Genomic DNA, 18,155 nt, shown 5'->3' on the forward strand with positions numbered 1-18,155 from the left:
CTTATTTCAGCATGCCGCTCTGGCGGAACCACGCCACCGCATCCGTCACCGCGCCCTGCGCCGGACGCGGGGCATAGCCCAGCTCCCGCTCGGCCTTGGCGGAGGAAAAGAACATCTTCTTCCGCGACATGGCCAGCATCTCGCGCGTCACGCGCGGCGCGATGCCGAACCCGCGCGACAGCCATTCCGACGCCACCGCCACCGGCCAGATCACTTCCTGCGGCAGGCTGATGCGCGGCGGCTTCACGCCCGCGATCTGCGCCGTCATGGCGAACAGCTCGTTCAGCGCCAGGTTCTCGCTGCCCAGAATATATTTTTCGCCGATCCGCCCACGCTCCAGCGCCAGGGCATGGCCCTCCGCCACGTCATCGACATGGACGATGTTCACGCCCGTATCGACATAGGCCGGCATTTTTCCGGCCGCACAGTCCAGGATCATCTGGCCGGTGGGGGTGGGCTTGATGTCGCGCGGCCCCACGGGCGTCGAAGGATTCACGATCACCGCCGGCAGGCCACGCTCGCGCACCAGGCGCAGCACCTCCTGCTCCGCCCGGTATTTCGAGCGCTTGTAGATGCCGATCACCGCATGTTCATGGACCGGCGTATCCTCGTCCGACACCGTGCCGTCGCCGATCAGTCCCAGCGCCGCGACCGAGGAGCAATAGACGATCCGCTCCACCCCCGCCTCCTGCGCCGCCAGCATCAGCCGCCGCGTGCCCTCCACGTTCGCCGTCATCATCGGCGCCGGGTCGGGTACCCACAGCCGATAGTCGGCGGCGACGTGGAACACATAGCGGCAGCCGCGCACCGCATCGGCAAAGGTCGCGGGGGCGGACAGGTCGCCCTCGATCATTTCGGCCGGCAGGTCGCGGATATTGGTCAGGTCGGCGCCCTTGCGGGCCATCAGCCGCAGGCTGTGCCCCCGTTGCAGCAGCGTACGGGCAACGGCCGAACCGACGAATCCGGTCGCGCCGGTAACAAGCGTGGGGGCAGTCATGATCCGATCAAATGCTCCGGCAGGTTCCATCCACACGGCCCAGGAGGCCACCAGGACGGCGGAAGGCGGGGCACCATTTATCCCGACACCACATGGTGGCGCCAGACCCTCCTCTGGTGTAAGTCAGGCCCAACCCATGCGTCGGCACGGTCCCCGCGGGCCGGCCACGGCGCGGCAGACGAAGTGCGGTCAATCCTTGAAAAAGCTCACGATCCTGCTGGCCTTCCTGGGACTGGCCCTGATTACCGGATGTACCGCATGGCTCGGTGCGGGCTCCGTGCTGAAGGCCGTCCTGTCCATCGGCCTCGTCGGATTCGGCGCCACGATCCTCGCGCAGCTCGCAGTGGATGCAATCCTGGGTGTCGCCTGGCACGCAGCCTGCCGCGAGATCGGGCTGGCCCACCTGACGATGGCCCGCATGGTCCGCGACGCTGCGGCGACCTGCCTGCCCTTCTCGCAGCTCGGCGGCATCCTGATCGGCATCCGCGCGACCGGCGCCCAGGCGTCGCCCCGTACCGGCGGCCGGTCGATCGACTGGCCCGAGGCCGCCAGCGCCAACATCGTCGACCTCACGACCGAAGTTCTGGGCCAGATCGTCTTCGTGCTGATCGCGGCGGCGCTTCTCGTCGTGCACCAGCAGTCCAGCCCCTTCGCCAAGCCGGTGATCGTCGGCACGCTGCTGCTGGCGGTGGGGATCGGCGGCTTCATCTGGACGCAGCAGCATGGCGGCACCATCCTCAAGCGCATGGCGCGGGGGCTGAGCCGCAACATCGCCTCGCAATGGCACAGCGCGATGCTCAGCAGCGCCGACACGCTGCAGCAGAAGCTGGACGAAGTCTGGTCGCATCCCGGCCGCATCGCCCAAGCCGCGATCGCCCATCTGGTCGCCTGGATCGGCAGCGCCGCCGCCATCTGGGTAGGCTATTATTTCCTGGGCGCGCATCTCAGCCTGACCGGCGCCATCGCCATCGAGGGCGTGGCCTGCGGCATCATGTCCGCCTCGTTCCTGGTCCCGGCCGGCCTGGGCGTGCAGGAAGCCGCCTATATCGCCCTGGGCTCGGCCTTCGGCATCGACCCGTCGGTCTCGCTGGGCCTGTCGCTGCTGCGCCGGGGCCGCGACCTGGCGATCGGCATCCCCGTCCTGCTGCTGTGGCAGGCGTCCGAGGTGCGCCGCCTGCGCGGCAACCGGCAGGACACCGCCCCCGAGGAGAGCGGCTATCCCGCCTCCGAACGTTCGCGCTGAACCGATCCGCCCCATGACCGACCGACCGACCACATCCCCCAAGCCCGCGTCCCCCCTGTTCGGTACGCTGGCCGTTATCGGCCCCGGCCTGATCGGCTCGTCGATCCTGCGCCGCGCCCGGCTGGATCGCACGATCGCGGCCGAACTGGTGGCCTGCGACATCGATCCCGCCGTCCGCCGGCGGGTCGCGGAGCTGGGCATCGCCGATCGGGTGGAAGCCGATCCCATCCTGGCCGCCGCCGGCGCCGACTGCGTCATCCTGTGCGTGCCGGTCGGCGCCGTGGCCTCGGTCGGCACGCAGATCCTGCCGGCCATGAAGCCCGGCGCAATCCTCAGCGAGGTCGGCTCGACCAAACAGTCGATCATCACCGCCATCGCCCCGGCGCTGCGACCCGACATCCCCTTCGTACCGACCCACCCGATGGCAGGCACCGAATATTCAGGCCCCGACGCCGGCTTCGCCACGCTGTTCGACGACCGCTGGTGCCTGCTGACCCCGCTGGAAGAGACCGACCCGGCGGCCACCGCGCTCATCGAGACGATGTGGCACCACCTGGGTGCGCGCACGCGCATCATGGACCCGGCCCATCACGACCGCGTCTGCGCCATCGTCAGCCACCTGCCGCATCTGCTCGCCTTCACCATCTGCGGCACCGCTGACGACCTGGCGGACGAAACCCGCTCCGAAGTGCTGGATTTCGCGGCCTCGGGCTTCCGCGACTTCACCCGCATCGCGGCGTCGGACCCGGTGATGTGGCGCGACATCTTCCTCAACAACCGCGAAGCCCTGCTGGAAATGCTGGCCCGCTTCATGGAGGACGCCCAGGCGATGGCCCGCGCCATCCGCTGGGGCGACGAGGATTTCATCGTCGACCGCATCGAACGCGGCCGCCACATCCGCCGCAGCCTGATCGAAAACCGCCAGGCCTGACAGCGCGACCAGATGCGCGGGTGCCATACCCGTGCTTGCGGTCGCACCCAATAAGGTTCATAAAAAATATACCTTATTACCGGTCCCGAAACGACCTGAAAAGGCCCCACGATCGGGGCTTACGACAGCCCATCGCACGAACAGATGACGAAAACGCCCTCCTTCCGCGCCGCAGGCGGCAGTCTGATCGGAATCACCCTCTCCTGCCTGGCGGGCGCCGCCATCGCGCCGGCGGCCGCATCTTCAATCGTCGCGCCAATCGGGGCATCGGCGGTGCTGGCCTTTGCCGTACCGTCCAGCCCCCTGGCAACGCCGCGGGCCATCATTCTGGGCAATACGCTGTCGGCAGCGATCGGCGCCGGGGTCTCATGCCTGCCGGGCATTCCCCTCCCGCTGGCCAGCGGACTCGCAGTCATGCTGGCCATCGCCGCGATGTTCGCCGCGCGCGCCCTCCACCCGCCGGGGGGTGCCGCGGCGCTGACGGCCGTGTTGGCCCATCCGGCAGCCCATGGCATGGGCGGCGCGCTGCTGTTTCCCTTTTTCCCCGTCGCGCTGAATTCCGTCATCCTGACGGTGGCCGCGATCGTCTTCCACCGTGCGACAGGCCATGTCTATCCGCATGTGCCGGTACCCGCCCCTGCGGTTCCGGCGCCGCATTTCACCCATTCCGACATCCGGACGGCACTGGAGCGCATGCCCGACCCGCTCGACGTGGTCCCGGGCGACATCGAGCAGCTTCTGGCCCTGGCCGAACAGGCCGCCGCCGACCGCCGCCGCGGCATACGGCCTGCCACCTAGCGGATCGGACCGGCGGCACGTCAGACCCCGCGCAGAAAATCCCGCAACACCAGCGCATGGTTGTGCGCCAGATCATGCGCCGCATACAGCAGCGTGACCTTTTCCTTGTCCGCCAGTGCGGCCAGTTGTGCGATTTCCGGATTCCCGGCATCCAGTTCCTGACGATACCGGACCTGGAACGCCGCCCAGCGCGCCGGATCATGCCCGAACCAGTGCCGCAGATCCGGGCTGGGCGCCACATCCTTCAGCCACAGATCCATCTTCAGGTCCTCTTTGCGCACGCCACGCGGCCACAGACGATCCACCAGCACGCGCACGCCGTCACCGGGTTCGGGCGCGTCATAAACGCGCTTGAGCCCGATTTCGGACATATGGCTCCTCTCCACCATGACCGCTCCTTTCGCTTCTCGTCGGATGTCCGCGGGACACCGCCTCCGGACATCCGCATGGCTGCCGATCAGACGACGAGTTCGGGATCGGCCGCCGAACCGAAGAACTCGTAGCGGATCTGCGCGGCCGGCAATTCCGCCTCCCGCAGGGTGCCCACCATGTCCCGCATGAACGCGTCGGGGCCACAGACATAATAGGTTGCGCCCCGGTCGAGCGTCTCACGCAGCCAGCCCGTGCTGATCCGTCCGGCATGCCGCGTCACACCCGCTCCGCCATCGTGCGCGGACAGATCCGCATGGGCGAAGAAGAAATCCGCCGCCAGCATGCCACGCGCGGCCAGGTGGCACACTTCGGGAACGAACGCCGCCGTCTCCGGCGTGTCCGAACCATGCACATAACGCACCGGCCGCCCGGCATTCCCTGCCAGTTCCGCCAGCATCGAGATGGCGGGCGTCAGCCCCACGCCGGCCGTCAGCAGCACCACCGCGCCCTTCGCCGTCTCGTCCAGCACGAAATCGCCCGCCGGATTGGCGACCAGAAGCTCCGCACCTTCCTGCACATGGTCCTGCAGCCACGGCGACACCACGCCCCCATCCGCACGCCGGACACTGATCCGGTAGTGATCCGCGCCGGGCGCCGAGGAAATGCTGTAGTTGCGGCGCTGCGTTCCATGACCGGGCACGTCCAGCTTGAAGCTGAGATACTGCCCCGCCTTGTGCCGCACGATCACGCCGCCATCCGCCGGCACCAGTTCGAACGAAACGATCGCGGGTGTTTCCTGTTTCCGCGCACGGACACGGAACGCGCGCCAGCCCGTCCAGCCACCCGGCGCCGCTTCATGCGCGTCATAGATCTGCTTCTCGCGGCCGATCAGGATGTCGGCCAGGAACCAGTACGCCTTGCCCCACGCATCCAGGATGTCCGGCGTCGCGGCATCGCCCAGCACATGCGCGATAGCCCCCAGCAGGGCTTCGGCCACGTACGGATAATGCTCCGGCAGGATATTCAGGCCGACATGCTTCTCCGCGATGCGCTCGACCATCCCGCCCAGCGCGCCCAGCCTGTCGATATGTTCGGCATAGGCCAGCACCGCCAGCGCCAGCGCCTTGGGCTGCTCGCCATCGCGCTGATGGGACATGTTGAACAGGTCGCGGATTTGCGGGTGCGCCAGCAGGCGCTTGTACATTTCCGTCGTGATGTCCACGCCATGCGCCTTCAGCGCCGGAACGGTGGCACGAATGATCGCACGGGTCGTCTCGTCAAGAGGAGCGGACATGGCTCGATCCTTTAAGGTGTATTTTACATATACCTTTTCGGGCACATTGGAAAACCTGTCAAGAACGCGCATCTTCCGACCATGAAATTGACGCTGCAAACCGACTATGCACTTCGCGCATTGATTTATCTCGGCAGCCGGACCGAACGCCTGTCTTCGATCCGCGAGATCGCGGAAGCCTACGCCATTTCGGAAGCGCATATGGTCAAGGTGATCCACCGGCTGGGCATGGGCGGCTTCATCGACACCATCCGCGGCCGCAATGGCGGCATCCGGCTCGGCCGCCCCGCCGCCGACATCAATATCGGCGCCGTCGTGCGCTATATGGAAGACGACATGGCCCTTCTGGCCTGCATGGGCGAAAACGCGGACACCGATCCACGCGCCCAATGCCTGCTGATGCCCGCCTGCCGCCTGCGCGGCGTTCTGGGCGAGGCGTTACGGGCCATGACCGACGTCCTGGACCGCTACACGCTCGCCGAGATGATCACCCCCTTCGAAATCAGCCGGCTCGGCAGCCCCTGACCCCAAACAAGCGGTTTCCAAAGGCACCGCCCTTGGCGGGGGTGCGGGGCAGAGCCCCGCGAAACAGCCTACTTCAACCGCGCCGCAATCTCCGCGACCCGCCTGCCGTAACGCTCGGCGGTGACCAGATCGCCCCGATGCACCTCATCCGCCCCGGCATCGGCGGGCGAGCGCGCCAGCAATCCGACCGACCCACCCAGATTGTTCGGATCGTCCGACGTCGCGGCCTTGGTGTTGGACGGCGGAACGCCCAGGCTGACCCAGATCCCGCCATGCTGCGACGCCAGCGTCTGCAAGGTGATCAGCGCCACCTGCTTGTCGCCGTTCGGGCTGGCCGAATTGGTAAAGCCGCCGAACACCTTGTCCTGCCACCCGCGCGTGAACCAGACCTTTGAGGTCGCATCGGCAAATTTCTTGAACTGCCAGCTCACGTTGCCCATGTAGGTCGGCGCGCCGAAAATGATGGCATCCGCCGCGTTCAACGTGGCCCAGTCCGCCTCGGTGATATCGCCGTTCGCATCGATCGCGATGATCTGTGCATCGGCGCCGCGCGCCACATGCTCGGCAACCGTCTTCGTGTGGCCATAGCCCGAATGATAGATAACGACAGTCTTGCTCATGTCTCGTTCCCTCGCGGTGACGCGGATTGGAGTCGCCTTCACCTGGTTTCATATTGAAACCAGGTTTCGATTCCTGATACGAACCCGCGCGACAGCCAGCAAGAAGGCACTTTTTCGAAACATGGTTACGCCGAGGAAACCGCCCCTCACGCCGGATGCCTCCGGCTTCAACGTCTACGCCCGCGAATGCCCCGCCCGCATGGTGCTGGACCGCATCGGCGACAAATGGGCGCTGCTGGTGCTCGACCGCCTGCGCCACGACGCGGCACGCTTCAACGCCATCCGGCGCGACATCGGCGGCATTTCCCAGAAAGTCCTCTCTCAGGTGCTCAAAAACCTCGAACGCGACGGGCTGGTACTGCGCACGGTTCACGCCACCGTCCCTGTCGCCGTCACCTACAGCCTCACCCCGCTGGGTGAAACCCTGACGCAGGCTGCTGCCAGCCTGATCCACTGGGCCGAGAGCCATATGGCGCAGATCCAGCACGCCCAGCGCCTGTACGACGATCGCCTGGCCGCCACGTCTCTCTGACCGGCCGCCCTTACGTCGGCACCGTCGCCCGCACCTGCTCGCGCACCGTCTCCACGAAGCGCCGCAGCAGCGGCGTCGGCGGCTCGGGCCGCGTCGCCACCGCCAGTGTCGCGCGCGGCGCGGTCCCGGCAATCGGGCGAAACACCGCCCCACCGGCATGGATCTGGTCCAGGCTGGCCGGCACGATCGACACCCCCAGCCCCGCCGCCACCAGCGGCACCGCCGCCATGATCTGCGGTGCCTCCTGTCCCAGTTGCGGGGTAAAGCCCGCATTCTGGCACGCCGCCAGGATGGCGTCGAAAAAGCCCGGCCCCAGCGCACGCGGAAACAGGATCAGCGGATCGCGCGCCACATCCTGCAACGCCACGGTCGCCTGACCGGCGGCCGGATGCCCGACCGGCACCGCCAGCAGCGTCGGCTCCTCGAACAATGTCTCGATCGTGAACGCCCCGCCCGGTGCCGGCGGGCGGATAATCGCCACATCGATCGTCCGCTCCGTCAGCGCCGCACACAGCGCGGGGGTATTGCTCTCCTCCATCGTGATCACCGCATGCGGCAGCGCCAGCCGCAACTGACGGATCGCCGCCGGAATCAACGGCAGCAGCGACACCGCCCCCGCCAGCCCCACCCGCAGGCTGCCCCGCTCGCCACGCCCCAGCCCGGTCGCCACATCCACGAATTCCTGCCGCATCTGCAACAGGATACGTGCCCGCTTCACCAGTTCGGCCCCCGCCTCCGTCGGCACCGCCCCCTGCCGCGAGCGCACGAACAGTTTCAGCCCCAACGCCTGCTCCAGCGCACGGATCTGCTGGCTCAGCGGCGGCTGTTCCATGTGCAGCGCCCGTGCCGCATGCGTGAAGCTGCCATGCTCGGCAATCGCAGCAACGTAGCGCAGATGGCGGAATTCAATATTCATATCTGAAACATATGGATAACGTTGTTCGCATATATTGGACAGAAGAATTTTCGGCTTCCAGTCTGCCCCCCACGCAGCCGGGACGAACGGGTCGCCCCGGGAACCCACCGGGGGAGTCACCATCATGACCACCACAGTCGGCCAATATCTTTCCGCCCGCCTCGGCCAGATCGGCCTGAAGCACCATTTCGCCGTCGCCGGCGATTTCAACCTCATCCTGCTCGACGAACTGCTGGCGGAAGGCTCCACCAGGCAGATCTATAGCTGCAACGAACTGAATTGCGGCTACAGCGCCGAGGGCTACGGCCGCGCCAACGGTGCCGCCGCCATGGTCGTCACCTTCAGCGTCGGCGCCCTCTCCGCCATGAACGCCATCGGCAGCGCCTACGCCGAGAACGTGCCGGTGATCCTGATTTCCGGCGCCCCCAACACCAACGATCATGGCTCGGGCCACCTGCTGCACCACACGCTGGGCAACACCAATTACGGCTACCAGGCCGAGATGATGCGCCACATCACCTGTGCCGCCGAGGTGATCTTCTCCGCCGAGAACGCCCCGCACCAGATCGACAACGCCATCCGCACCGCCCTGCGCGAACGCAAGCCCGCCTATATCGAAATCCCCTGCAACCTCGCCAACGCCGCCTGCCCCGCCCCCGGCCCCGTCAGCAGCCTGCTGTCCGAACCCGCCGCCGACCAGGCCAGCCTGGACGCCGCGCTGGAAGAAACCGGCCGCTTCCTCTACGCCCGCGACAAGGTAGTCCTGCTGGTCGGCAGCCGCATGCGCGCCTCCGGCATCATCGACCTCCTGCCCGCCCTCGCCGACCGCATGGGCTGCGCGGTCACGGTGATGGCCGCCGCCAAGGGCTTCTTCCCCGAAGACCACCCCGCCTATCGCGGCGTCTACTGGGGCGAAGTCAGCTCCCCCGGCGCGCAGGACCTCGTCGAGGGCGCCGACGGCATCCTCTGCCTCGGCCCGATCTTCAACGACTACGCCACCGTCGGCTGGCGCGCCACGCTACGTCCCGAAGACACGCTGCTGGCCGACCTGCACGGCATCACCGTCAACGGCCGCGTCTTCGAAGGCTTCTCCATCCGCCAATATGTCGAGGCCCTCACCGCCCGCGCCCCCCGCCGCGCCGGCTCCGCCGAAACCCCACGCCAGCCCCAGCCCACCATCCCCACGGCAGCCCGCGACGCCCGCCTGAGCAACGACGAAATGGCCCGCCAGATCAACGCCCTGGTCGACAGCAACACCACGCTCACGGCCGAAACCGGCGATAGCTGGTTCAACGCCGTCCGCATGACCCTGCCCGGCGGCGCCAAGGTCGAAAGCGAGATGCAGTGGGGCAGCATCGGCTGGTCGGTCCCCGCCGCCCTCGGCGGCGCGCTGGCCGCCCCCGACCGCCGCCACGTCCTGATGGTCGGCGACGGCTCCTTCCAGCTCACCGCGCAGGAAGTCGCGCAGATGGTGCGCTACGAACTGCCGATCATCATCTTCCTCGTGAACAATCACGGCTACGTCATCGAAATCAAGATCCACGACGGCCCCTACAACTACATCAAGAACTGGGACTACGCCGGCCTCATCGCCGCCTTCAACGCCCAGGACGGACACGGCCTGGGCCTCCGCGCCACCACCGCCGGCGAACTAGCGGGCGCCATCGAACAGGCCAAAGCCAATACAAACGGCCCCACCCTGATCGAATGCGACCTGGACCGCACCGACTGCACCGAAACCCTGGTCAAATGGGGCACCAAAGTCGCCGCCGCCAACGGCCGCCCGCCGAAAGTGAACTGAAAGAGACTCTTCTTTTTCTGAAGAAAAAGAAGCAAAAAGACTTTGATCCGTTGGCCTCTGGCGGATTGTTCGGTCAGGCTCTCAGAGTCTTCGAAGATGCCGGTTGAGAAAATGCCGGCGACCTGTCATGGAATTTTCATCAAACTAAGAGTCGAGTCTTGGCTGAAGTTAAGTCCTTGGCTGTAGCGCGCGCACCGGCGCCGATCCTGACCCCGTTGCGCGCGCTACAGCCAAGGGCTTAACGTTCCCTGAGGCTCTACTTTCAATTGGATGAAAATTCCCGAGCAGGTCAATATCAGGAGATAATTGTTGAATCGACCATTACGTCGGGTCGGACTATTCCTCGATTGGAATAGCCAGATTCTCGCTACACCGCCAGCTATCGAGAATAACCCAATAGATCGCTGTCACTTCGCTCTCAAGACAGTTGGGAAAAAGGTAACGAAATTATTGTGCGCATTGGACGAAGTTAGCGTATTCCGTGTTAGAATACGCCTATACCATGGATGGACAATGGGTACGACTCAAACAGAGAACCGCCGCGCATTTTGCGCAATTCCAGAATATTTGACTCCAGACGACATCTTTCCGTCTGCTCGAGTGTTAGCATTATCCGATATAGAGTTTGGCGATCGGCTAATCGATGCACTTCAAGAACGAGAGATCTCCCCTTGGCATATACATCTTCCCAACACCTTACGACGACAGAGGGGAGATTCCCCACCAGTAGAGAAGATGGTTGATACCGCACTCGCCTCGGATTTATTGACATGGGCACGTTATGAGCCAAAATCGATTGCTCTCGTATTTTCGGGCGACGACGATATCGTACCACCCGTTTTTGTAGCGGAATCTTGGATGAAGCCTTTGGGAGGCTTGGTCCTGTTGATACGTCCTCCCGCGCGGGCAAGCAGTCGTTACCTATCTCTTGAGGGGCTATTAGCATGAGTAAGGCGGATACACACGAGCGATCAACGCTAATTGCCAACGATCTCGCGGCTTTTGCCGATATTGGCACGGAGGCTCCCTCGATAGAACCACATCCTACTGGCTCTGTTGTTAGATTTGTTCGCCACGGAGATCTGACAGAAATTCAGATTTCTAATAATAACGAAGCTCTGATCGAAACATGGGCAGACGAGACGGTTAAGCATGCAAATATACGCGCTCTCCTTGCATCCGGCAGATACGGAAATTTGCGCGATTGGGCAAGTAAACAATCTGCTTTCTTGGATCAAGAAGATGCTGATTCGCGCAGTTTAATCGCAGTATTAGGTTTTCTCAATGACGACTTCACATCTGCAAATGAAAATGACATTGATGAATTACTTTGTAAAAAGCATAAAATCGATTCAACGAGATTACTCCTAATTGATGGTCCGGCCGGAATTGGAAAGACACAGTTCATTCTTTCTTTATCAAAAAGCAGATCAAAAAATTATATAAACAATAGACGCCCCCTAATTCTCCACATCCAAAGCCGGGGTCGAACTCTTTCTTATTTATATGATATGATGGCTTTTAGTTTACAAAGAATGAGAGTTTATGTTACTTTTGATCAGGCTCCCATTTTAGCAAAACATGGATTGATTACTCTTGCAATCGATGGATTTGACGAACTGGCAGATCCTGACGGATATGGCAATGCGTGGGCGCAAGTTAGTGATCTGATCGAAGCCCTAAGGGGTTCCGGGAGCATCATCCTCGCAGGGCGCGAAACATTCATCGGTCGCGATCGTGTGCTTAAGGATATATCAAGCCTTCGAGACGATAAAGATGAAATAAATGTTCTAACTCTTCAGCCTCCGTCTAAATCGGTAGCGATCCGGTGGCTTTCTGAACAAGGCTGGAGCGACACCCAGATTTCGTCCATTGAAGACTATTTGGAACCGAATTCGCTCGCGTTGCGACCATTTTTTCTACGGACGCTTGCGAATCCAGAGATTGCAGAGAGTCTCTCTAATAGCGCCGCTATTAGCGTACTGTCCATCCTCATGGAAGCAATGATTGAACGGGAAGTCGGTAAGTTTGGCGATGCCATTGAACGAGTTCTGACCGCCTCCGAGCGCCGACATTACATAATCTCTCTCCTAGGAGAGGCCGCCCGCGATATGGCGGAGTCTAACAACTCTTCGATCAGTGACGCAACGCTATCGTGGCTTGTTGACGTCGCCCTACCTAAAGATATCGACGAATCATTAGTCCGCATATTGAAGGCTCGCAGTCATGCCTTGGCTTTTTTTACGAACGATGATCGTCGTGGATATCGGAAATTCTATCATGATAAATTTTATGAATATTTTTTAAGCATTTCTGCCATTGATATGATCACCTCAGGTCAGACCGGACGAATGTTAAGTAGAAATATTTTAGCTTCGAGTTTTTTAGAGACGTTTGGTGATGTCATAAGCAGTGGAGTCCAAGAGGAAAGAATATCAAAATTTTGCAATCAAGTAGTCGACATGTTTTCAAACTATCCTCCTGTTGATCGCACGAAAAAGAACCTTGGTGCTCTTATTTTAGCGTCTCTTGCAGTCGCAGAGTTTCACGATAATTTTGGAATTTCAAGTATAGATCTCGATGAATGCAGAATAGCAGGAACTGCTTCTGGAGGAGTTATAAGAGATTCATTTATAAGTCAGCTTGATTGCCGAGGAGCAAATTTAGCCGCCGTCAGTTTTGACAATTCCAATATACTATCGTTAATCGCAGACCGTGACACAGTACTACCCGAACTTTTTCCCAATCCTCAGATAATTCGCGACGTTAGCAAAGGCACCGAGACTCTATTTACGCCAGAAGCGCGTGAAGCATGGGTTCGTAGTCATCTTGAAAGCCCCCCCATTGAAGAGGTTGCCCTACTTCCCCATGCACTCCGGCAGCATCCTGCGGTCAAACTTCTTCAAAGAGCATGTCGTATGCGCCAATATTGGCTCAGAAGGGGCGACGATATATACGCGGCCAGAATTCTAGATGATCCCTGGTGGCCTACTATTGAAGAAATTTTATCTGAGAGCGAACTTATCAAGATAGAAGTTCGACAGGCATCAGGAACAGATGCCCGCTTTCTTCATATACGACAAGCGGAAGAAATACTATCAGAAAACAAGAACGACCCTACAGTCGTGTATTTCTACCAAAATCTATGCGCTAGATTATTATCACTCGTATAAATTCAATGAAAGTAGGATAAAATTTTGGACAGTCAGCCTTTCGAAGGAGCGATTCGAAAGGCTGACTGTCCATTTCCCCCAACACCAGCCGTCGGAGACAAAAAAACTTCGCTATTACTTCCGATAGAGATGAGCGGTGGTGAAAGAATCCACCATCACCCCCTGTCAAAAACGAACAACTTTTCTTTCAGCCTCCCGCCACCTGCTCAATCGCCCCATATTCCGGGCTGTAACACATCCCCTCGATCCACGCCCGGATATCCTCCGGGCGCGGCACGGTCGCCATGCCGTTCTCGAACAGATACTCCGCCAGCCGGCAGGCCGACGTCACCTCGACTTCCAGAATCTGCGACTGCGGCGGGTAAAGCATCCCCCGCGCCTGCGCCGAAGGCGACACCTGGTCGGCCAGCGCGTGTGCGGCCTCGATGATCAGCGCGCCGGTAACCAGGCGTGGCCGCGTGGCGTAAACCGCCAGCCCCAGGCCGGGAAAGATATAGAAATTATTGGCCTGCCCGGGCCGGAACACCATGTCCCCCCGCATCACCTGCGGAAACTGGATACCGGCGGCATACAACGCCCGCCCGCCCGACCACCCATAGGCCTGCTCGGCCGTGCATTCCGGGCGCGGGATCGACAGCGGGAAGATGATCGGCCGCACATTGATCTCCGCCATCAATTCCACCACCGGCTGGGTAAACGCCCCCCCGGCGGTCGAAACCCCGATCAGCACACTCGGCTTCACCCGACGGATCGTCTCCAGCAGGTCGCGCGTGGGTGCTGCCGCATGGGCATAGCGGCGCTGCTCCTCGGTCAGGTCGGTGCGCGAAGGCTCCACCAGCCCCTTCATATCCATCATGACAATGCGCGAGCGCGCTTCCGCCGTCGTCAGCCCCTCGGCCTCCATCGCGGTCACCAGCAGGTCCGACGTGCCCAGCGCCGAGGACCCCGCACCGAGGAACAGGAAAGTCTGGTCCGCCAGCTGCTCGCCCTTGATCCGCAGCGCCGTCACCAGCCCCGCAAGCGTCACCGACGCCGTGCCCTGAATGTCGTCATTGTAGCACAGCACCTTTTCGCGATACCGCTCCAGATAGCGGATCGCGTCCGTGCCCTTCCAATCCTCGAAATGGATGCAGCAGGCCGGAAACACCTCCTGCACCGCCGTCACGAATTCCTCGACGAACGCATCCAGTTCCGCTTCCGGCGGCGGCTCGCGCCGCAGGCCCAGATAGAGCGGATCGGCGCGCAGCGCCGCATTGGTGGTGCCGATATCAAGCTGCACCGGCAGCGTGGTATGCGGCGGCACCGCGCCGCAGGCGGTATAAAGCTGCAACTTGCCGATCGGTATGCCCATCCCGTTGGCCCCGATATCGCCCAGCCCCAGAATGCGCCCGCCCGTGGTGACGCACAGGAAGCGCACGTCCGGCACCGGCCAGTTCCGCAGCACCTCGGCAATGCGCCCCTTCATGTCCAGGCTGATATACATGCCCCGAGGGCGGCGATAGAGATGGCTGAACGACCTGCAGACCTCGCCCAGCGTCGGCGCATAGACAATCGGCACGAAGCGCGCCGGGTCCGACATCAGCACCTTGTAAAACAGCGTCTCGTTCCGATCGACCAGCGCGGAGAGGTAGATATAGCGCTCCAGATCAGTCGGCTTGGCGTCCAGATGCTGCAGCACCCGTTCGGCCTGCCGCTCCAGCGTTTCAACCTGCGGCGGCAGCAGGCCCTCCAGGCCCAGCGCCCGGCGTTCGGCGGTCGTGAAGGCGGTCCCACGGTTCAGGAACGGATCGTTCAGCAGAGCCGTGCCTCGCAGGGCCTGGCGGTCGGATGAATTCATGTTCGAGGTCCTCCATGCACTGATCGGCGACCAAAGCCGCCACGCCGGGCAGGGTTAGAGACAGCCCGTCAAAACCTGTCCGCACATGTGGGCTGGCGAGCGCGACCGTCCGCAGGGCCACGCCCAGCATGTGTTTTCGCACCGAAGCGGAGTGGCCTTATGCGCCGTCCGCCGCGAAGCGCAGAAAACGCGCGTCGGATCGCCGCCAGCGCGCATGTGCAGACAGGTTCTCACACTCCCGGCAATTCGTTGACGGCCACGATGCGCCACGCTTCCGGGAAGCGCTCGATGATCGTCAGGGAAAGATTCTGGATCGAGAAATGCAGCGCGGTATCCGCATGCACGCGCAGCGCATGCGCCAGCGCCGCGCGGATCGCCCCGCCATGGCTGACCACGACCATGTTCCGGCCCGCGTACGCCTCGGCCATGCGGTCCATCGTCTCGCCCACGCGGGCGCAGACCTCCAGCATGCTCTCGCCGCCGGGCGGCCGTTCCGAGGCCGCGACCGACCAGAACAGATGCGGCGCCAGCTTCAACTGGTCCAGCAATTCATGATGGCGCAGCCCATGCCATTCACCCAGCGACTGCTCGGTAAATCCGGGCTCCACCGTCCAGTCCACCGCGCCATATCCCGCGTCCAGAATGGTCCGCGCGGTATGCTGCGTGCGCCCTAGCGGCGAGGTAAACCATTGCGCATTGCGCGGCAGGCGCGCGGCCAGCGCCTCATACATGCCCCGCTGCGCCACCAGGCTGTCCGGGCACAGCGGCACATCCAGCGTGCCATACACCCGCATGCGGGCATTTTCCTCGACCACCGCATGGCGGACCAGCCAGAAGCGGGTGACACCATCCGTCAGCTTGGGGGTGTCGAGGAAATGACCGTGATTCTGGTTCATGCAAGCCGGTCCAATCAGGGCAAGGTGACGGGTGCTCCGCTATCCATAGCCGGAAGCGGCGCGTAGGTCTGTACCGGGTCTGCCGCCGCCAGCGTCTCCCAATAGCGCAGGATCAGCCCGATCTTGGCCAGAACCCGCCGCGCATCGCCGATTTCCCGATCCATGCGCAGATCGGGCACCAGCCCGTCATGCGACGGCTCGCCCGAAACCAGCCGTGCCCCGGCCGACAGCCGCAGCGCTCCCGCCACCCTACCGGGCAGCATGGGATGCGGCAGCGGCACCGGCTGGCCGACATGGCACAGCAGCCCGGCCAGGGCACGATCCGCCCCCTCGGGCACCACCCGCGACAGGTCGGCATTCAGCCAGCGATAGAGCGCCCGCGCGGGCTCCAACGCCAGCGGCACGAAATCCTCGCCGGACGAGGCCAGCGGATCGCGCACGAAAAAGCTCAAAATGGTGCCCCGGTCATCCCACGCATCGGCCAAAGGCGGCCGCGCCGGATGCGGCACCGGCAGGCGCCGCAGGTCCGGGTCGCTATCGATCGCCGCCTCCAGCGCGGTCAGGAACCGCGCCAGCCGGGCCCGCACCACCGGGCGCGGAATCTCCCGCAGCGCCGTCATCTCAGCCAGCGCGGCATACCAGCGCAGCATCAGCCCCACATTCTCGCCCACCGGCAGCACCTGCGCCGCCGGTGCCTCCGGCCACGCGGCGCGATGGCAATACTCCGCCAGACCGGCCGGCAGCCCCCCGCCGCGCAGCCGCGCCGCCACATTTTCCGGCAGCAGCAGCGCCCCGCAGAAAGGCGGCCCGGTGAAGAATTTGGAGCCGGTGATCATCACCATCCAGCCCCGGTCCAGATAGGCCCGCACCCGCACCGGGTCCAGCCGCGCCTGGCAGGCATCCACCACGATATCGGGCACCGTCGCGCCATCGGCGCGGGCGGCATCGGCCAGCCGGTCCAGCATCTCCAGCCCCGGCGCCAGCAGCCCGGTCTTGGACAGGTCCAGCCGGTGCAGCAGCACATGCCGCCCCGCCCGCCAGCTCCGCCGCGCCAGTTCGAGACAATCCCGGTCGATCTCGGCAGGCATGCGCGCCGCCCCATCCGGCCGGCGCAGCGGCACGGACAGCAGCAGCGTTTCCGCCGGAAACCCCGCGATCAGCCCGCCCTTTTCCACCTGCGCGCCCAGCGCGGTGTCATTCGCGAAATGGCAACCTTTTGCCGCTAACGGTACGCCGCTCCCGGTTTCCTCGGGGGCCAGAAGGATGTTGCCGACCGAATGTCCACCAGAACCCAGCATCGCCAGGGCCAGGGCATACAATTCGCAATCGGTCCCCGACGGCGCCAGGACAACGCCCTCGACCCCGGTCATCCCATAATGCTCCGCGATCCGGCGGCGAACCTCCGCGACCATGCCCGCCCGGACCTGCGCCCCGTCCTCTGTCAGATCGCCCTGCACCAGCCGCGCACGCGCTGCCTCGGCCCCCGCAAACCCGCGCTCGGACACCGAGGACGCGGTGGAGGACGCATAGGTGACAGCCCACGGCCGCGGCCGGTGGGACGAGCCATAATGATTCAGCCCGGTCGCCGGGTCGATCGCCAGCCGTGCATCGCCGCCCTCGGCCATCAGCTTTTCCGCCGGCCCCAGCAGCGGCCACAATGCCTCCAGCCGGGCCGCCAGCCGGTCGAATGCCCCCTCCCCGGCACATTCCGGGGCAACCGGCGGCTGCAACGGCGCCAGCTCAACCCAGACCTGCCGCAACCGGCCGATGCCCGGCGGATTGGCAGCCGCCATGTCGGCATGCCAGTCCGGTCCGGGCGCCCCCTCGGGCCCATCCAGTTCCGCGAACAGCGCGGCCGTGCGGGCCGCGCACAGCCCCGCCAGCACCGCATCATCGGGCACGGCCTCGATCAGCCGGGCCAGTTCCAGCGCGTGACGCAGCACGACCGGCGCACAGGCCGGCACCATCAGGCACGGCGCCCCCAGCACCACCATCCCGTCGGCCCGCACCACGAACGGCCCGGCCAGCGCCGTATCCAGCCCGATGCGCCGCGCACCCGCGATCACGCGCAGGTCGGGACGTTCGAGGACGCAGGCCAGGTCATGGGTCAATCGTTCGGCGAGCACGCAAAAATCCCTGTTGCCATCATCACTATGCGCGCAGGTCCCCGGCGCGGCAATCGCGCGCCCGGCCACCAGGAAAGGAGCGAATCATGCGGAA

Annotated in this window: 15 protein-coding genes; 7 read left to right on the plus strand and 8 right to left on the minus strand. The window is 63.5% G+C overall.

What is annotated here, in order from left to right; translation table 11 throughout:
• Position 1 precedes the first annotated feature (1 nt).
• Positions 2-997 carry a hopanoid-associated sugar epimerase gene (gene hpnA, locus HLH36_RS15585; protein ID WP_182987261.1) on the minus strand — a complete coding sequence of 332 codons (996 nt, stop codon included), beginning with the start codon at positions 995-997 and terminating at the stop codon, positions 2-4.
• Between the two features lie 196 nt (positions 998-1,193).
• Here hpnA and HLH36_RS15590 point away from each other — a divergent pair, with 196 nt between their 5' ends.
• The 3 genes from HLH36_RS15590 (at position 1,194) to HLH36_RS15600 (ending at position 3,969) form a co-directional block, all read left to right on the plus strand.
• Positions 1,194-2,240: a lysylphosphatidylglycerol synthase domain-containing protein gene (locus tag HLH36_RS15590; RefSeq protein ID WP_182987262.1), complete on the plus strand. Its 1,047-nt coding sequence runs from the start codon at positions 1,194-1,196 to the stop codon at positions 2,238-2,240.
• Between the two features lie 13 nt (positions 2,241-2,253).
• On the plus strand, positions 2,254-3,171 hold the full coding sequence (locus HLH36_RS15595; protein ID WP_182987263.1) for a prephenate dehydrogenase/arogenate dehydrogenase family protein: 918 nt from the start codon (positions 2,254-2,256) through the stop codon (positions 3,169-3,171).
• A gap of 144 nt (positions 3,172-3,315) precedes the next feature.
• Complete coding sequence (locus HLH36_RS15600) at positions 3,316-3,969, plus strand: HPP family protein (protein ID WP_182987264.1); 654 nt, start codon at positions 3,316-3,318, stop codon at positions 3,967-3,969.
• Between the two features lie 20 nt (positions 3,970-3,989).
• Here HLH36_RS15600 and HLH36_RS15605 read toward each other — a convergent pair whose 3' ends face one another.
• Both HLH36_RS15605 and hmpA read right to left on the minus strand, forming a co-directional pair.
• Positions 3,990-4,358, minus strand: coding sequence for a DUF488 domain-containing protein (locus HLH36_RS15605; RefSeq protein ID WP_246376935.1), 369 nt, complete (start codon positions 4,356-4,358; stop codon positions 3,990-3,992).
• A 68-nt stretch (positions 4,359-4,426) separates the two neighbouring features.
• Complete coding sequence (gene hmpA, locus HLH36_RS15610; RefSeq protein WP_182987265.1) at positions 4,427-5,635, minus strand: NO-inducible flavohemoprotein; 1,209 nt, start codon at positions 5,633-5,635, stop codon at positions 4,427-4,429.
• An 81-nt stretch (positions 5,636-5,716) separates the two neighbouring features.
• Between hmpA and HLH36_RS15615 the strand changes: the two genes are divergently transcribed.
• Complete coding sequence (locus tag HLH36_RS15615) at positions 5,717-6,160, plus strand: Rrf2 family transcriptional regulator (protein ID WP_182987266.1); 444 nt, start codon at positions 5,717-5,719, stop codon at positions 6,158-6,160.
• 68 nt (positions 6,161-6,228) lie between these two features.
• Here HLH36_RS15615 and HLH36_RS15620 read toward each other — a convergent pair whose 3' ends face one another.
• On the minus strand, positions 6,229-6,780 hold the full coding sequence (locus tag HLH36_RS15620; protein ID WP_182987267.1) for a flavodoxin family protein: 552 nt from the start codon (positions 6,778-6,780) through the stop codon (positions 6,229-6,231).
• A 121-nt stretch (positions 6,781-6,901) separates the two neighbouring features.
• Here HLH36_RS15620 and HLH36_RS15625 point away from each other — a divergent pair, with 121 nt between their 5' ends.
• Positions 6,902-7,312 (plus strand): winged helix-turn-helix transcriptional regulator, encoded by a 411-nt coding sequence (locus HLH36_RS15625; RefSeq protein ID WP_182987268.1) that lies wholly within the window; start codon positions 6,902-6,904, stop codon positions 7,310-7,312.
• A gap of 10 nt (positions 7,313-7,322) precedes the next feature.
• Here HLH36_RS15625 and HLH36_RS15630 read toward each other — a convergent pair whose 3' ends face one another.
• Positions 7,323-8,228, minus strand: coding sequence for a LysR family transcriptional regulator (locus tag HLH36_RS15630; protein WP_220792882.1), 906 nt, complete (start codon positions 8,226-8,228; stop codon positions 7,323-7,325).
• A 124-nt stretch (positions 8,229-8,352) separates the two neighbouring features.
• On the opposite strand from HLH36_RS15630, the gene HLH36_RS15635 reads away from it, so the two are divergent.
• Both HLH36_RS15635 and HLH36_RS15640 read left to right on the plus strand, forming a co-directional pair.
• Positions 8,353-10,029, plus strand: coding sequence for an alpha-keto acid decarboxylase family protein (locus HLH36_RS15635; protein WP_182987269.1), 1,677 nt, complete (start codon positions 8,353-8,355; stop codon positions 10,027-10,029).
• Between the two features lie 944 nt (positions 10,030-10,973).
• The gene (locus tag HLH36_RS15640; RefSeq protein WP_182987270.1) at positions 10,974-13,202 is read left to right on the plus strand and encodes an NACHT domain-containing protein; all 2,229 of its coding nucleotides are present in this window, start codon (positions 10,974-10,976) and stop codon (positions 13,200-13,202) included.
• 187 nt (positions 13,203-13,389) lie between these two features.
• Here the strand turns inward: HLH36_RS15640 and HLH36_RS15645 are convergent, their stop codons facing one another.
• The 3 genes from HLH36_RS15645 to HLH36_RS15655 all read right to left on the minus strand — a co-directional run bounded on the left by HLH36_RS15645 (position 13,390) and on the right by HLH36_RS15655 (position 18,061).
• Positions 13,390-15,039, minus strand: a complete 1,650-nt coding sequence (locus HLH36_RS15645) for an NAD-dependent malic enzyme (RefSeq protein ID WP_182987271.1) — start codon at positions 15,037-15,039, stop codon at positions 13,390-13,392.
• A gap of 230 nt (positions 15,040-15,269) precedes the next feature.
• Positions 15,270-15,935, minus strand: coding sequence for a histidine phosphatase family protein (locus HLH36_RS15650; protein WP_182987272.1), 666 nt, complete (start codon positions 15,933-15,935; stop codon positions 15,270-15,272).
• Between the two features lie 14 nt (positions 15,936-15,949).
• Positions 15,950-18,061 (minus strand): hypothetical protein, encoded by a 2,112-nt coding sequence (locus tag HLH36_RS15655; protein WP_182987273.1) that lies wholly within the window; start codon positions 18,059-18,061, stop codon positions 15,950-15,952.
• Positions 18,062-18,155 lie beyond the last annotated feature (94 nt).

The sequence above is a fragment of the Gluconacetobacter aggeris genome (assembly GCF_014174395.1).
Classification (GTDB): Bacteria; Pseudomonadota; Alphaproteobacteria; order Acetobacterales; family Acetobacteraceae; genus Gluconacetobacter; species Gluconacetobacter aggeris.

What these genes read in the sequence shown, in the direction of transcription:
- HLH36_RS15620 (WP_182987267.1), bottom strand. Translation starts at nt 6,780, where the DNA reads ATGAGCAAGACTGTCGTTATCTATCATTCGGGCTATGGCCACACGAAG.
- HLH36_RS15635 (WP_182987269.1), top strand. Translation starts at nt 8,353, where the DNA reads ATGACCACCACAGTCGGCCAATATCTTTCCGCCCGCCTCGGCCAGATC.
- HLH36_RS15625 (WP_182987268.1), top strand. Translation starts at nt 6,902, where the DNA reads ATGGTTACGCCGAGGAAACCGCCCCTCACGCCGGATGCCTCCGGCTTC.
- HLH36_RS15630 (WP_220792882.1), bottom strand. Translation starts at nt 8,228, where the DNA reads ATGAATATTGAATTCCGCCATCTGCGCTACGTTGCTGCGATTGCCGAG.
- hpnA (WP_182987261.1), bottom strand. Translation starts at nt 997, where the DNA reads ATGACTGCCCCCACGCTTGTTACCGGCGCGACCGGATTCGTCGGTTCG.
- HLH36_RS15605 (WP_246376935.1), bottom strand. Translation starts at nt 4,358, where the DNA reads ATGGTGGAGAGGAGCCATATGTCCGAAATCGGGCTCAAGCGCGTTTAT.
- HLH36_RS15645 (WP_182987271.1), bottom strand. Translation starts at nt 15,039, where the DNA reads ATGAATTCATCCGACCGCCAGGCCCTGCGAGGCACGGCTCTGCTGAAC.
- HLH36_RS15650 (WP_182987272.1), bottom strand. Translation starts at nt 15,935, where the DNA reads ATGAACCAGAATCACGGTCATTTCCTCGACACCCCCAAGCTGACGGAT.
- HLH36_RS15640 (WP_182987270.1), top strand. Translation starts at nt 10,974, where the DNA reads ATGAGTAAGGCGGATACACACGAGCGATCAACGCTAATTGCCAACGAT.
- HLH36_RS15595 (WP_182987263.1), top strand. Translation starts at nt 2,254, where the DNA reads ATGACCGACCGACCGACCACATCCCCCAAGCCCGCGTCCCCCCTGTTC.
- HLH36_RS15600 (WP_182987264.1), top strand. Translation starts at nt 3,316, where the DNA reads ATGACGAAAACGCCCTCCTTCCGCGCCGCAGGCGGCAGTCTGATCGGA.
- HLH36_RS15615 (WP_182987266.1), top strand. Translation starts at nt 5,717, where the DNA reads ATGAAATTGACGCTGCAAACCGACTATGCACTTCGCGCATTGATTTAT.
- hmpA (WP_182987265.1), bottom strand. Translation starts at nt 5,635, where the DNA reads ATGTCCGCTCCTCTTGACGAGACGACCCGTGCGATCATTCGTGCCACC.